The sequence below is a fragment of the uncultured Spongiibacter sp. genome (assembly GCF_964011655.1).
In the GTDB taxonomy this organism is placed as follows: Bacteria; Pseudomonadota; Gammaproteobacteria; order Pseudomonadales; family Spongiibacteraceae; genus Spongiibacter; species Spongiibacter marinus.
Genome location: NZ_CAXGPO010000003.1, coordinates 104,805 through 117,958 on the forward strand (window position 1 = coordinate 104,805; position 13,154 = coordinate 117,958).

Sequence of the window (13,154 nt, forward strand, 5' to 3'; positions counted from 1 at the left end):
TCTCTCTCCTTAACTAAATCGATATTTCAACGCAGGCACTGCTGCTGATCGCGCTGGTAATAACAGCGCCCACCAATCCACAGCTGTTCCACCTTGAAATTGAGTAATTGCTCAGGGCCTTGCAGAGGGTCGCGATCAAGCAACACCATGTCGGCCAGTTTGCCGGGCTCCAATGAACCCAGTTGTTCTTCTTGGAAGCTCTGCCATGCGGCGTCGATCGTTACCGAGCGAAGCGCCTGCATAATGGAAACTCGCTGATCGTCACCCAACACCTTGCCGCTGCGGGTTTCCCGTGTAACGGCTGACCACAACAGGCGGCCAATATCCATTGGCACTACGGGGGAGTCTAAGTGGGTGGTGAATCGCAGCTCGCGATCCAAGGCGTTTTTCAGTGGGCTGATCGCGGCGGCGCGCGCTGGCCCAAGAAATTGATCGCGGTGCCGGTCGCCCCAGAAGAAGGTATGCGCCACAAAGAAACTCGGCGTCATTCCCAATGACTTCATCCGGTCTAACTGGTCGGGCCTCGCTGTTTGCGCGTGAACCACGATGGCTCTGGGGTCGGCGTTTGGGCATTGCTGCTGGGCACGCTCGAAGGCGTCCAACAGCATATCGATAGCCGCATCGCCATTGCCGTGGATGGCCAATTGATAACCGCGGCAGTGATACGCAGCCACATCGTCGTCGAGCTGCTGCTGGGCATAACGGGCGAAGCCAACAAAATCGGCATCGCTATGACGGTGATACGGCATTGCCAGATATGCGGTGTATCCCTGAATGGAGCCGTCCGCCACTAGTTTAACGGCCGGTGTCGCGAATTTTTTTGACTGAAAACGCTGTAGGTTCAAATCACCCGTCAACATCTGTTCACCCACCTGTTGCCCCATCGGCCAGGCAATCACACGCTGGGGAACGCGGTTCAGCATCGACAAACCGTAAAGCCCCTGCAACATTCGGCCATCCACGCCGCCGCTCTGCACCGTGGTGACACCCGCTTGCAGGTATTGCTGGGTCGCCATGTCTGCCATGGCGACAAAATCCAGCAAGGTAAAATCCATCGCCAGCGGCGCAACCAGGTCCGTTGCATGCTCTAGCAATAGGCCGGTAGCGCGACCACTCTCATCGCGTTGAATTTCGCCGCCCTCGGGGTCGGGAGTCTCTGAACCAATCCCCGCCAATGCCATCCCGGCACTATTGGTCACCGCCAAGTGACCGGAGCTGTGCATCAGATAGATCGGCCGCTGCGTTGACACAGCATCTAATTCGTCGCGGGTGGGGTGGCGCGCCTCGGTCAATAGCGAATCATCATAACCGAAGCCAAACAACCACTGCCCCTCTTTCAAAGCCGACTCAGCGGCGCGTAACCGCGATTGAATATCGGCAATCGAATTCACGTTGCCGATTGGCGGGCTGCTTAAGTCGACACCCCGCGCGGAAAGTCCGGTGCCGGGAAAATGGCCGTGGGCGTCAATAAAGCCGGGAAGCAAGGTTCGGCCCTGCAAGTCGTAAACGGTGACATCGTCATCGATCAACGCGCGGATTTCCGCATTGCTCCCCACGGCCTCAATGCGCTCGCCGTTAAGCAGCAGCGCTTCGGCAGTGCGATTTTCCGCATCCATCGTGAGAATATGGCCGTTAACGAACGCTTGCTGGCTCGGTAATGGTGGTTGCGGCCCCCGCCAACTGAACCACAATGCCGCCGCCAGTAAGGCGAGTAAAACCAGCAGCAACGACAAGCTCTTTATTACTAAACGCATCAGCGCTTCTCCTTATGCCGACCTAATCTCGATCAACTAGCAATAGTTCACTCACAGAGAAACCGCCAACTCACGTGCACTGCGCACCGCGCCTTCGATGTAGCCGATCTGCGCGCTGTCGCCAATATTGTGCACATCCAGCCCGCTTGCACGCAGCGCTTCTTCAAGCGCGGTGTTCGCGTCTGCGCCCTGAGCAATAATGACGGTGTCGGCAGCAACGCGCTGGCTCTCGCCTTCTCGCTCGAACACCACCTCACTGGGCGTGATGGCACTCACCGTGGCATGGGCCAGCAACTGCACACCGTGCTCAGACAGGCCGTGCAATACCCGCCAGCGGCGCACTATGCTGAGCTCAGAGCCAAAGTCCCTGCCGGGCTCAAGCACGGTGACATCCCGGCCACGCTCTACCAGCAGTTCCGCCACTTCCACACCAACCAGACCGCCGCCGATGATCACCACGCGGCGACCAATGGGCATATACAAGCGGCTGAGACGGCGCATGCGTTCAATACTGCGGTTCAGGCGAAACGCGTGCATCAACCGCAGCATCAGTCGCTGTACAAGCGTCAGCTTGCCGTGGGCATCCCCTGCAAACAACATATCGCGTAGCGCCTCACCATCTAAAACGTGTGGTAGCTCCTTACCTTGCAGCGGCGGTGCCTGGCGACGTGCGCCCACCGCAAGCACAACAGAATCCGGGCGCGCCGCTCGAATATCGTCAGCACTTGCCATTTTATTCAACACCACCTGAGCAGAAGAGGCTCCAAGCCCGCGCGCAAGATAATCGATGAGTTTGCCATTGGGCTCATAGGCGAGCGCTGCCACGCGCAAGGTGCCGCCGAGCTGGTCGTCTTTCTCCCACAGGGTCACCGTATGACCGCGCTCGGCCAATACCCGCGCCGCCTCCATTCCCGCTGGGCCGCCGCCGACAACCAATATGCTCTTAGGCTGCGCTGCAGGCACGCTGCGCATCAAGCTTGCCTCCTCACCTGTTGCGGGATTTACTGCGCAGCACAGCGCCTTGTTGATAAAAATCTGACTGACGCAAACGTAGCAGTATATACAGGGGCGAATATCCTGCTGACGGCCGTCGCGCAGCTTATTGGGCAGCTCCGGGTCAGCAAGCAATTTGCGCCCCATTGCCAAGAAATCGAAATCGCCTTGGGCAATGTGCCGCTCCGCAACATCGGGCTCTATACGCCCCACCGCAATAACGGGAATAGTGACCGCCGAGCGAATCGCCCTGGCAAAATCGATATAGCCACCGGGCTGGTGAACCAGCGGCCCCTCGGTAAAGCCAATGGCGCTGTTGTTTGAATACGCACTAACATTTATTGCGTGGCACCCGGCTTTGTCCAACCACTGCGACACCTGCACGGCATCGTCCAGCCTTATCCCGCCCTCGGTGCGATACTCACAGGCATCGAGCCGCACCATAATGGGAAAATCATCCCCCACGGCAAGCTTGATCGCGTCCACCACTTGCAGCAGCAAACGCGCTCGGTTGGCTAGCTCACCGCCGTATTCATCCTCTCGGCGATTGGCATAGGGTGATAAGAAAGACGACAGTAAGTAGCCGTGACCGGCGTGAATTTCCACCGCATCAAAACCCGCCTTAGCAACACGCGTAGCGGCAGACGCGAAACATTCGATTACCCAATCGATGTCCGCCTGGTCCATTTCTTTGAAACGCGGGCCCTTGCCATCAGGCCCCGCAGCACGAACAAAATTGGCCATCTCAGCCATCGTCAGACCGTTACCCATATCGTTGGCTGCGGGCTTGGGTATAGACGGCACCAGTATTTGCCGCCCTTCGACCACATCGTAAGCAGAGACTTTTCCGCTGTGATTCAGCTGCGCGGCAATGCGGCAGTCATGACGATGAACCCGCTCAGCGAGGGTGCGCAAGCCCGGTAGAAACTCATCTGAAGACAGGCCCAACATGCGCGGCATCGACATTCCCAACGGCCACGCCACCGAGCTGGTCTCAAGCACGATCATACCCGCGCCGCCAGCAGCCCGCGCTTCGTAGTAGTCCATCGCTCGGTCACCGAGGCTGCCATCTTCCAGAATATACTCGGTGCCCATTGCGGCTAATATGGTGCGATTGCGCAGCCGCATACCGGCGATATCGCCCTCAGACATTAAATGTGGATGGCGGCACTCGCCCACTTCACGCACATCAATCATCGCGGGTCTCCGCTACCAGAAATTGTCCGTACCAGCGCCGAAACTTGGCAAAGGGGCCGTCGCCATCGCACAACATTGGTTTTTCAAGATAGCGTTTACGCGCCCAAATAATACGGTCTTCTTCCATTTGCTGGCGAATATCATCAATAATCGCCTGCCCCACGCGGCCCACTTTTTGGCCATTGCCATCGCGCTGAATAAAGGCGTACATCGCCTTGGTGTTGTGGGCGTCAATCGGCGTTAGATTCGCCATTAGCACCGTTTCACAAATGCCGCTGAAGCGCACGGTGGAGATCCCTGGGCCGATACTGCTGTTCTCAATCCGGCCTTCGATACGCCCCTTGGGAGTTTCCATTTCCGTTTCGAGCAACCCAAAACGGCAGTGTTCCTCAAAGCGCATCACCGTCGGCTCAGGCACTTCCGGTGTGCCGTGCACAAAGCGAAAGTGGGCAGCATCCACCGCATTTTCGCCAATCTCTTGCGGGTGAGTCGCAATATCCCATTCATAGATTTTTAGCTCTCCCCAATCATCTGTATCGGGCATCGCTTCATCAATCTGCGGCGGCTCAAACAGTGGCTCGACCCCCTCAGGGTGATACCAAACATAAATACACTGGTTTTGCTCGCGCACCTGCCAACTGGGTATCACCTGCTCACACTTGGCAACGCGCGGCGGCATTCTTTCAGCGTAGGGAATGCCCGTGCACTCACCGTCGCCATTAAATTGCCAACCGTGAAATGGGCAGACAATACTGTCGCCCACCACACGCGAGCCTCCACCTGCGTGGTCGCGAATACCATAACCAAGGTGCGCGCCCATGTGTGGGCAATAGGCATCTAGTACCTTGGCCTCACCGGCTTCGGTACGAAAAATCACCAATTCCTGGCCAAAGTATTCCAGCGGCAGCGACTGCCCCACTGCCAGTTGCTGGGAGTACAGCACCTGAAACCAGCCGTAGGGCATGGGCAGCTCAACGCGAGGCCGTTTTGTAGAAGCAATAATCGTCATAATCCTATCCTCGCACTGCACCGCCGCCGTCGACAGACAGCAGCTGACCGGTAATAAAAGACGCTTTGTCAGAGAGCAAAAACGCCACGGCATTGGCAATTTCTGCGGGCTCACCCAGGCGTTGCATCGGGGCGACCTTCCGCAATTGCTCCGCCATTTTGGGCTGCTCTTCAAAATACTTTTCCAAGCCTGGAGTACGAATAACGCCGGGCGACACGGCATTAATGCGAATACCCTGTGTGGCGTATTCAGTGGCGGCACTTTTCGTCAGAATATTCACACCACCTTTTGCCGACGCGTAAGCAGTATTAAATGCCTGGCCACGCAGCGAGGCGTTGGACGAAATATTCACAATGCTGCCACCGCCGTTAGCGAGCATGGCGTCGATCTCATACTTCATACACAGCCAGGTATTGGTCAGGCACAGCTCCAGCGTTTGGTCGAACACCTTGCGCTCAAACTGATGAATGGGGCCACTACCGCGACTCACCGCCGCGTTATTGCATGCCAGATCGAGTCTGCCAAAGCGCGCCCGGACGGCCGCGACAACTTGCTTCACCTCGTCCTCGGCACTGACATCACAGTGCATATATACCGCACGCTCCCCTTCCTGATTTAGCTCCGCAACACAACGCTGACCGGCCTCATCATTCACATCCAAAACCGCAACCCTGGCTCCCTGAGCAATCAATTCTTCGCAAATCGCGCGGCCAATTCCTGTCGCGCCGCCGGTGACTAATGCGACTTTATCCTGCAATGCTATAGACACTTTCTATCTCCTTAGGAAGCATGAACGCGGCGCACAGGGTGCATCGCGAATAAAACAATAAGCGGTACCACCAGCGCGGCAACCACCCCGGTATACACCGACTTCAACAAGGTAAAATCGACTCGGCTGAGCGTCTCCACGCCTGCCACAGAAAACAATGCGGCGAGCACCGGTACGCTCAACAAGGCCGCCACTAGCGCCAGCGCTAGGGCTTTTAGCGCATCGCGATGGGGCGCCAGCCAGCCCAGGTAGCGAATAAATGCGAATGGCGGTTGCACTGCCGCCAAGCCCAGCTTGGCAACTTTGCGGCGCTGCAGAGGCAGTACGATCAAACTGAGAATAAAAACCAGAATGGCGGCCGTTGCGATAAAGTCGACGATCACGCCCTGACCGCCCCACACCGCAAGGGTGGTTTTTTCCTCGCTGAGGTACCAGGCAAAGGCGCCGTTTACACAGCCATTAATCACACCGTTGGTGGACGCTTCCTTATAAATATGGCGGCTACCTGAAGTCATACCTACTCCAATTGCGTAATTGCTTTTAATTATTAGGCTCTTAGTATTGTTGGGTACACGCATTTGCTAAAGCACAAAAACTTTCAGAAACGCCGACATTAAATACCAATAACGCGGCGCAAAGAGTGTCCTATGACCATGCCTCAACCGACAGCCATGCACGAAATGCCCGTGCGCAAATTCCTGCGATTGCTCGACTATTTGGACAAAGTCGGCATCGACCAGCGCGCCATCGCCAAACGCTCTGGCTTGAATATCGACGATTTAATGGCGGCCGACGACGATAAAATGCTGCCCGGCTACCGTTATTCCAGCCTCTATGAATTGGCTGCCGAAGCCATGCAACAACTCAATATTGCGGTGCCCTGGGGCTCAGGAATAGGCAGCGATGTGTTTCGCTTTATGTGCTACAGCATTATCAATTGCCAAACCCTTGAAGATGCCCTGCACCGCGCACAGCGCTATCAGGAAATGCTCTACAGCATGACCGGCTATCGCATAGAACTGATTGTTGATGCCGGTACTGCAGAGCTGATCTATCACTTTGATGCCGACAAAATCAGCCCAGAATTTTTGCCTGACAGCTGGGATCGCACGGAGTTTTCAGACACCGTTGCGAAAGCATCGGGTATGCGGGTATGGCACGCCTTTATGGGCTGGCTGGTCGGGCGCGACATTGAGCTGAGCGGCCTGAAAATTGCCGCGCCAGAATTCTCCTACGCCTACTCAGACAGCGTGAACAGCGTGATGGGCGTGCCGCCGCAATACGACTGCGACTACACCGCGATTTGTTTCCCTGCTGAGTGCCTACGCTACCGCACAGTTCACACCAACGAATCGCTGGAGGCCTTTTTGCGCAACGCGGTTTACGCCCTCATTTCACAAGACTCGCGGCCTGCAAGTACCGGCGCCGCTATCCGCTCCCTGTTGGCCAAAAGCGGCGCAGGGGCACTGCCTAGCTTTGAAGATATGGCCGAAAACCTTCACATGTCGCCATCCAGCCTGCGCCGCCGGTTAAACAGTGAGGGCACCAGTTACCAGGAACTGAAAGACCACTATCGCCGCGACATCGCCATGCGCCACCTGCGCGATGACAAACTAAAAATTCACGAAATCGGCGAGCTACTAGGCTTTCTTGAATCCAGCTCGTTTATTCGCTCATTCCGCAACTGGACCGGCCTAACGCCAAAGCAGTACCGATCCGAGTTCATTGAAGAGCAATAAAAAACGCCATCTTTCCTCAGATACAAAAAAGGCGAGCCTAGGCTCGCCGAAATACTGGGGGGAGGTAATTCAACAATTAAAAGCGGTAACGCAGCTCTAGACCATATGTACGAGGTGCGCCGTATTGCTCTGTTTCGAGTCCCAAGGCCTGAAAGTTAATGCCATAGGCGGGGTAATCATCATCTGTCAGGTTGTTACCCCACAGCGAAACCATCAACTCACCTTTGTCCACGGGAATGTTGCTCAAGCTCAAGCGACCGTTGATAACCGTCCTTTCGTCCATTGAGCGCACAGGGAAGGAGTAAACACCTTGCCCGCCCATGCCGTCAGAGATAATCGCAGGCGCCAGACTGACTTGTTCCCAAGTGTCCTGCCAATTGGCATCCACGAACACACTGAAATCACCGATAGAAGTTTGCGCAAAAGTGTAATCAACGCTCAGGTTCACCTTATTGCTTGGTGAGTTGCCGCGTTTCGACTCTTTTGACCCGTTAATACATTCACCATTTAGGCAAGTATTGGGATACTCAGCAAAATCACCGTGAATATAGGAATAAGCTAGGCTTACAACCATCGCTTCAATGGGCGCAGCAGAGATCTCGATCTCGCTTCCCCAACGCTCCGCGACACCAGCATTGATGATGCCCGACGCCGCGGTGCCGCTAGAAGTGTCGATCACACTGGTTTGCAGGTCATCATATTTATAGCCGTATAGCCCGGCGTTAACGCGCAGGCGATTATCCAGCCAGTCTGTTTTCACGCCGACTTCAACTTGCTCAATGGTTTCTTCTTCAAAGCCATTTCCGAAAATCTCACCATTGTAGCCACCGGAACGATACCCCGTGGCATAGCGAAGGAAGCCATTGATGTTATCGGCAAAATCATAAGCAAGGGTGGTGTTATAACTAAAATTGTAAAAATTATTGTCCAGGCTTGTCGAACGCGCAGGAGTTGTTCCGAAGGGGCTGACGACCTGTCCAAAATTGTAATCAACGGCTTTTTTCTCTTCGGTATATCGCATGCCAATGGTCAAGGCTAAGCGGTCTTCCAGCTGAGCAAAGCGGTAGGTACCCTGACCATACACTGCCAAAGCATCCGTATTGAGCGTATATTTCTCTGCCTGACGGCCCGCGAGCGGTAAAGCAAAGGCCGCGCGGCGGTCGTAGTTCGACTCGTCTTCAAACCAAAAAAGCCCCAAGGTGTAATCCAGCTGAGGGGTAGAGCCAATCAACTGAAATTCTTGCGAAAACTGCTCATACTCTGAGTTGGTATCTTGCAGAGAGTGCCCCGCTCCTAATTGGTCAACCGCATTCCAAACACCATCAACGAGAGGATAGGAGAAACCTCCACTACCCCCATAAAGCTGCAGCAAAGCGCCGTGTAAACTGTCGTTATACGCTCCGATACCATTTACATCTAAACTGCTATCAATATCGTCAAGGTCACCAAATACATAGGTCTCAATGTCTCGATAGGCGGTTATCGACTTAAAGGTCACCTCCCCAAATGTCTCATGCTCGCCTAAGAATAGTTCAGCAGTAATTGAATGACCATTTGAGTCATTTTCACTGATTGGCGCATTTTCTGCCCAACCGCCCTTGGGTCGCCCTTCACCGCGCTCAAGTGCTCGCTCATAGGCTTCGATCGTTTTATTAATAGAGGGAATCCAACGGCTGGAAATTCTTGGATCAGAGCCAGGAACCATGGCCAAGCCCTGAGCATTAGGCAAAACCGTGTTTTTCAAAAAATCTAAACGACTGGTTCCCTGAGTCGTCAACGCAGTAAAACCAACCACTTTTTGCAGGGCACCCACCTCATCAAGCTCACTGTGGTCGTAGATATAATCTACCGTTAGATCTTCTGTCACTTCCCAGCGCAGGGCCGCGCGCCACGCCGTGCGATCCATGCTGTCGAAATCACTACCGCCGGAGTAGTTTTCGTATAAACCATCGCGATCTTTTTTCAGGAAATTAAAGGCTGCACTCAACTTCCCCGCGCCCTCTCCAACCGTGCCCACCGAATCCAGGTCGACACTACCTTTCAATGTCCGCAGCCCGTAATTACCAAGGCCCCCGGTAAGGTCTACCGCGAATTCACCCAATGGCTTGCGCGAAATCACATTGATGGCACCGGCGGTTGAGTTGCGCCCATAAAGCGTGCCCTGCGGGCCACGCAACACCTCAATACGCTCAATTTGAGCGACATCCATCGCGCCACCGAGCATTTTGCCCACGTAGACGCCATCCATGTACATGCCGACAGCAGGGTCTAGTGAAATATTCGAGGCCACCCCGCCAGAGATACCACGAATACTTAAACTGGTGGCGCCCCGGGAACCTGGCGCAGAATATCCACCCATACTAGGCATGGACGCAAACATGTCATCCGTACTGGTTATGCCACGCTTTTCAATACCATCGCTGGTTATGGCCGTTATAGAAATAGGTGTGTCTTGCAACGACCCCTCTCTACGCTCAGCAGTTACCAGCACCTCTTCCAAGGCCTGTGCTGATGCTGTCGATACCCATGCAGGCATCGACAGTAGTGACATCGCTAATGGCAACATTTTCATTTTGCCTGTGGACGAATAGTTTTTCATGCCATGACTCCCTTTTCATTATTAGAGCTAAGAGCGGCTACCTCTCAACCTGTCTTGCACGTAGCGACTGTGGGCATCGCTAACATATTTACTTATTTATTTTAGATGCTAAAAAATTTAACGCCGCGGCAATTAAAAAACGACAACATAATCATTCATTAAGATGTGCCGAAGCGTTCATTTTTTGTACAACACAAAAAGTTTAAAATGTGCTATTCCACCAAGCTTGGAAAGGCTGCTTCTACCAGTCGGCTTCCGGCAGGTGGCTCCTCCAGCCCGGGAATATGACAAATGCCGTTAACCTCGTTTGCACATTGAACAGCTGCTTCAACTGGCTGATAAAACTGTTTGTACCAACGCCGCCCTCGCGCAAACGGCCCATCACTTTTTAGTTGTAATACCCGCGTCGCCGCCCGCTTGTTTTGCCAGATACCAAAGTCAGACGCCAACGAATCCAAGGCCCCCGCCTGAATTTGACGGGCCTGCTCCCGCTCCGCCTCGCCCGGCGAGCTGTTGCCACTGTTCACTAACACGCCGTGCCAGAGTTTGGTCACACCGTCTTCCACCGGTGTATTGGCAATGAATTCAATGCTCTCCACCTCGGCAAATAACTGGTGAGACAGCAACAGGCCGGGGCCGGTGTACCACGTGGTGGTTTGCAGCATCGCCTGGTATTCCTTGTGAAAACCGCCCTGACGCTGAATGTAGATGTGGTCGCGCCACTCATTCTCGAAGTATTCGCAGGGTGCACCGTGGGTCGGCCCTAAGTGCCGGGCATCCGCCATATTATCGATCACCTCCTGAGGCTGAACGGGCAGCTCACCGAGGTGATCCATTTGCCACTGAATCCACTGTGGCTGGTGCCACTGATCCAAGGCCGGTGCTGGGTATTGCGGCTGGCTACCGTCTTCGTCAAACCACATCCAGATACCACCAATGCCCTCCTCCACCGGGTAGCTGGTTAGCTTAGCCGAGCGCGGCATGGGGCCGTCGTGATAGGGAATGTCATCGCAAACCCCATCCGGCCCAAAGCGCCAGCCGTGGTAGGGACAGCGAATCGACGAACCTTCGATTTGCGCGCCTTCTTTAGCGATAACCGCGGTATCGCTGGCGGCGATGTGACACTGCATATGCGGACAATAGGCATCGAGCAGCACCGGCTTGCCATCCTCGCCACGATAGAGTGCAAAATCGCGGGCAAAAAAACGCAAGGCCAGCGGCGACTGTCCAAGCTCGCTCGACTCTGCAATTAAAAACCAACCTCTGGGAAAGGTGTTTGGACCCAGTCCATAGTCTGCGGCCTTCGCCATTGCTTACTCCTTTTAAATGCTATCGGGGCGGAACATGGCGTCATGACCGCCGTCCACATACAGCAGAGAGCCGCTGACAAACGCCGCCTCTCCGCTCAGTAAAAATCCGATGGCGTTGGCCATATCCTTTGTCTCACCCGCTCGCCCGAGGGGGATGCTGGCCAGAAACTCTTTGATCGCCGGGCCGTATTCCGGGTGGTTTTCCGTCTCGGCTGTCATCGCGGTGCGGGTGTAACCCGGTGCCACTGCATTCAAACGTACGCCGCGGCGCGCGTAATCGGGCGCCTTATGACGCATCCACCGCGCTAATGCCTGCTTGGAACCGCTGTACGCGGCATGGCCGCTCACCGCCGATAAGCGCGCCGCCATCGCCGCATGATCACCGGCGATAAGCGCCTCGATATACGCGTCGTCGCTGGGCTGGGGCGCAGAGTTAGAGGACACCAGAACCACCGAGCCGTGGCGCTGCGCCAAGGCATCAGCCAAGCCCTCCACTAGCGCGACCGATCCAAAAAAATTCACCTCGGGGATCAGCTCAACACGCGGACTGGTTCCGCCGATGCCTGCGCAACAGACCAAGCCATCCAGACCATCGGGGAAGGCGCTCAATATTTGGCTGACCGCGCCGCGGCGGCCCGACTCCGTCGATAAGTCTGCGACAATATCGGCATCCTGGCGGTCCAGGCCGACCACTCGCTCGCCATCACTCACCAAGCGCTCACACACCGCCGCACCAATGCCTGATGCGCTGCCTGTTACCACGTATCCGCCCATGATCTTCCCCTTTGTTATTCTGATTGCTTGGCTGAGGCAAGCCTCAGCCGACTCTTGATTGGCCGCCGTCCAGCGCGATGCTTTGACCATTCACGTAGCGACAGGCATCGCTGCATAAGCTGGCGACAAACTCACCAATATCCTCTTTGCACTCACCGATGCGGCGCATGGGGATAGAGGCAACAAACTCGGCAGCTTCCTCTGGCCGGTTCTCTGTCCACCATTGCAATGCCGGCGACATTGCGTGGGGCAAGATGACATTCGTGCGAATACCCTCAGGCCCCCACTCGCAGGCGGCGGCTCGGCTGTAGGCGCGAATCGCTTCCTTCACCGCCGCATAAGCTCCGTACCCAGACATATCCCAACGCATCGCCGCCGACGACGCCAAATTCACAATCACGCCATCGCCTTTCAAATGGGGGTAGCACAACTTCATCAGGCGCAGCGTTGCCACCGGCCCGGACTGCCAGCCCGCCTCAATCGCGTCTTCGCTCACGTCGAGCAAATTCCCCAATGGCACTTCCTGGGCATTGTTCACTAGGATCTGAATGCCACCCAGCTCCGCCACGCAGCGTTCAACCGCGGCGGCTAACTCCTCTGCACTCTTTACATTGGCGCTAATCGCCAAGGCCTCGCCGCCCGCTGCCGCAATGCGCTCACGTGTTGATTCGAGCTTGTCGAGGCTGCGCCCGAGCAGCGCGACCGCGGCGCCGCGTTCGGCTAACGCCAGCGCAATACCCTGGCCAACGCCTTGCCCGGCACCCGTTACCAGTGCCACTTTATTTTTCAAAAACTGTTCTGCCATAACTCCCCCTTGGCATTTTTAAGGATGGTAGCCCCCTGTCTCGGCGAACCCGACGACAAAAAACACTATTTTTATGCACATTTTCGTCACCCCATCGGTGCTGAATTTTTTGGCCAACGAATCTGATTGGAAATGTGCTCAGCAAGTGTAGTGCGCCTCTCTACTATGGGCGCCACCCATCGCGGTGAGCTCGCCGTGACCCTTC

Annotated in this window: 10 protein-coding genes; 1 reads left to right on the forward strand and 9 read right to left on the reverse strand. The window is 55.4% G+C overall.

Going from position 1 to position 13,154, the window contains the following annotated elements:
- Positions 1-26 precede the first annotated feature (26 nt).
- The 5 genes from ABNS66_RS02955 to ABNS66_RS02975 are packed head-to-tail and all read right to left on the reverse strand — an operon-like array spanning position 27 to position 6,237.
- Positions 27-1,754 carry an amidohydrolase gene (locus ABNS66_RS02955; RefSeq protein WP_286838519.1) on the reverse strand — a complete coding sequence of 576 codons (1,728 nt, stop codon included), beginning with the start codon at positions 1,752-1,754 and terminating at the stop codon, positions 27-29.
- A gap of 51 nt (positions 1,755-1,805) precedes the next feature.
- Positions 1,806-3,944, reverse strand: a complete 2,139-nt coding sequence (locus ABNS66_RS02960; RefSeq protein ID WP_286838521.1) for an FAD-dependent oxidoreductase — start codon at positions 3,942-3,944, stop codon at positions 1,806-1,808.
- A complete protein-coding gene (locus ABNS66_RS02965) occupies positions 3,937-4,953 on the reverse strand; it encodes a Rieske 2Fe-2S domain-containing protein (protein ID WP_286838523.1) in 1,017 nt (338 codons plus the stop codon). Before ABNS66_RS02965 ends, ABNS66_RS02960 begins: the two co-directional genes overlap by 8 nt.
- Before the next feature lie 4 nt (positions 4,954-4,957).
- Positions 4,958-5,722 carry an SDR family NAD(P)-dependent oxidoreductase gene (locus ABNS66_RS02970; RefSeq protein ID WP_286838525.1) on the reverse strand — a complete coding sequence of 255 codons (765 nt, stop codon included), beginning with the start codon at positions 5,720-5,722 and terminating at the stop codon, positions 4,958-4,960.
- Between the two features lie 11 nt (positions 5,723-5,733).
- Positions 5,734-6,237, reverse strand: coding sequence for a hypothetical protein (locus ABNS66_RS02975; RefSeq protein WP_286838527.1), 504 nt, complete (start codon positions 6,235-6,237; stop codon positions 5,734-5,736).
- Positions 6,238-6,369: 132 nt separating this feature from the next.
- On the opposite strand from ABNS66_RS02975, the gene ABNS66_RS02980 reads away from it, so the two are divergent.
- The gene (locus tag ABNS66_RS02980; RefSeq protein WP_286838529.1) at positions 6,370-7,461 is read left to right on the forward strand and encodes an AraC family transcriptional regulator; all 1,092 of its coding nucleotides are present in this window, start codon (positions 6,370-6,372) and stop codon (positions 7,459-7,461) included.
- Between the two features lie 76 nt (positions 7,462-7,537).
- On the opposite strand, the gene ABNS66_RS02985 is transcribed toward ABNS66_RS02980, so the two are convergent.
- The 4 genes from ABNS66_RS02985 to ABNS66_RS03000 form a co-directional block, all read right to left on the reverse strand.
- Positions 7,538-10,060, reverse strand: coding sequence for a TonB-dependent receptor (locus ABNS66_RS02985; RefSeq protein WP_286838531.1), 2,523 nt, complete (start codon positions 10,058-10,060; stop codon positions 7,538-7,540).
- A gap of 212 nt (positions 10,061-10,272) precedes the next feature.
- Positions 10,273-11,370, reverse strand: coding sequence for a Rieske 2Fe-2S domain-containing protein (locus ABNS66_RS02990; protein WP_286838533.1), 1,098 nt, complete (start codon positions 11,368-11,370; stop codon positions 10,273-10,275).
- A 12-nt stretch (positions 11,371-11,382) separates the two neighbouring features.
- Entirely contained in the window at positions 11,383-12,144 is a 762-nt protein-coding gene (locus ABNS66_RS02995) for an SDR family oxidoreductase (protein ID WP_286838535.1), read from the reverse strand.
- A gap of 43 nt (positions 12,145-12,187) precedes the next feature.
- Complete coding sequence (locus ABNS66_RS03000; protein ID WP_286838537.1) at positions 12,188-12,949, reverse strand: SDR family oxidoreductase; 762 nt, start codon at positions 12,947-12,949, stop codon at positions 12,188-12,190.
- Between the last annotated feature and the right edge of the window lie 205 nt (positions 12,950-13,154).

Coding starts and splice junctions, on each gene's coding strand:
- ABNS66_RS02990 (WP_286838533.1), bottom strand. CDS start 11,370: ATGGCGAAGGCCGCAGACTATGGACTGGGTCCAAACACCTTTCCCAGA.
- ABNS66_RS02995 (WP_286838535.1), bottom strand. CDS start 12,144: ATGGGCGGATACGTGGTAACAGGCAGCGCATCAGGCATTGGTGCGGCG.
- ABNS66_RS02965 (WP_286838523.1), bottom strand. CDS start 4,953: ATGACGATTATTGCTTCTACAAAACGGCCTCGCGTTGAGCTGCCCATG.
- ABNS66_RS02980 (WP_286838529.1), top strand. CDS start 6,370: ATGACCATGCCTCAACCGACAGCCATGCACGAAATGCCCGTGCGCAAA.
- ABNS66_RS02975 (WP_286838527.1), bottom strand. CDS start 6,237: ATGACTTCAGGTAGCCGCCATATTTATAAGGAAGCGTCCACCAACGGT.
- ABNS66_RS02960 (WP_286838521.1), bottom strand. CDS start 3,944: ATGATTGATGTGCGTGAAGTGGGCGAGTGCCGCCATCCACATTTAATG.
- ABNS66_RS03000 (WP_286838537.1), bottom strand. CDS start 12,949: ATGGCAGAACAGTTTTTGAAAAATAAAGTGGCACTGGTAACGGGTGCC.
- ABNS66_RS02955 (WP_286838519.1), bottom strand. CDS start 1,754: ATGCGTTTAGTAATAAAGAGCTTGTCGTTGCTGCTGGTTTTACTCGCC.
- ABNS66_RS02985 (WP_286838531.1), bottom strand. CDS start 10,060: ATGAAAAACTATTCGTCCACAGGCAAAATGAAAATGTTGCCATTAGCG.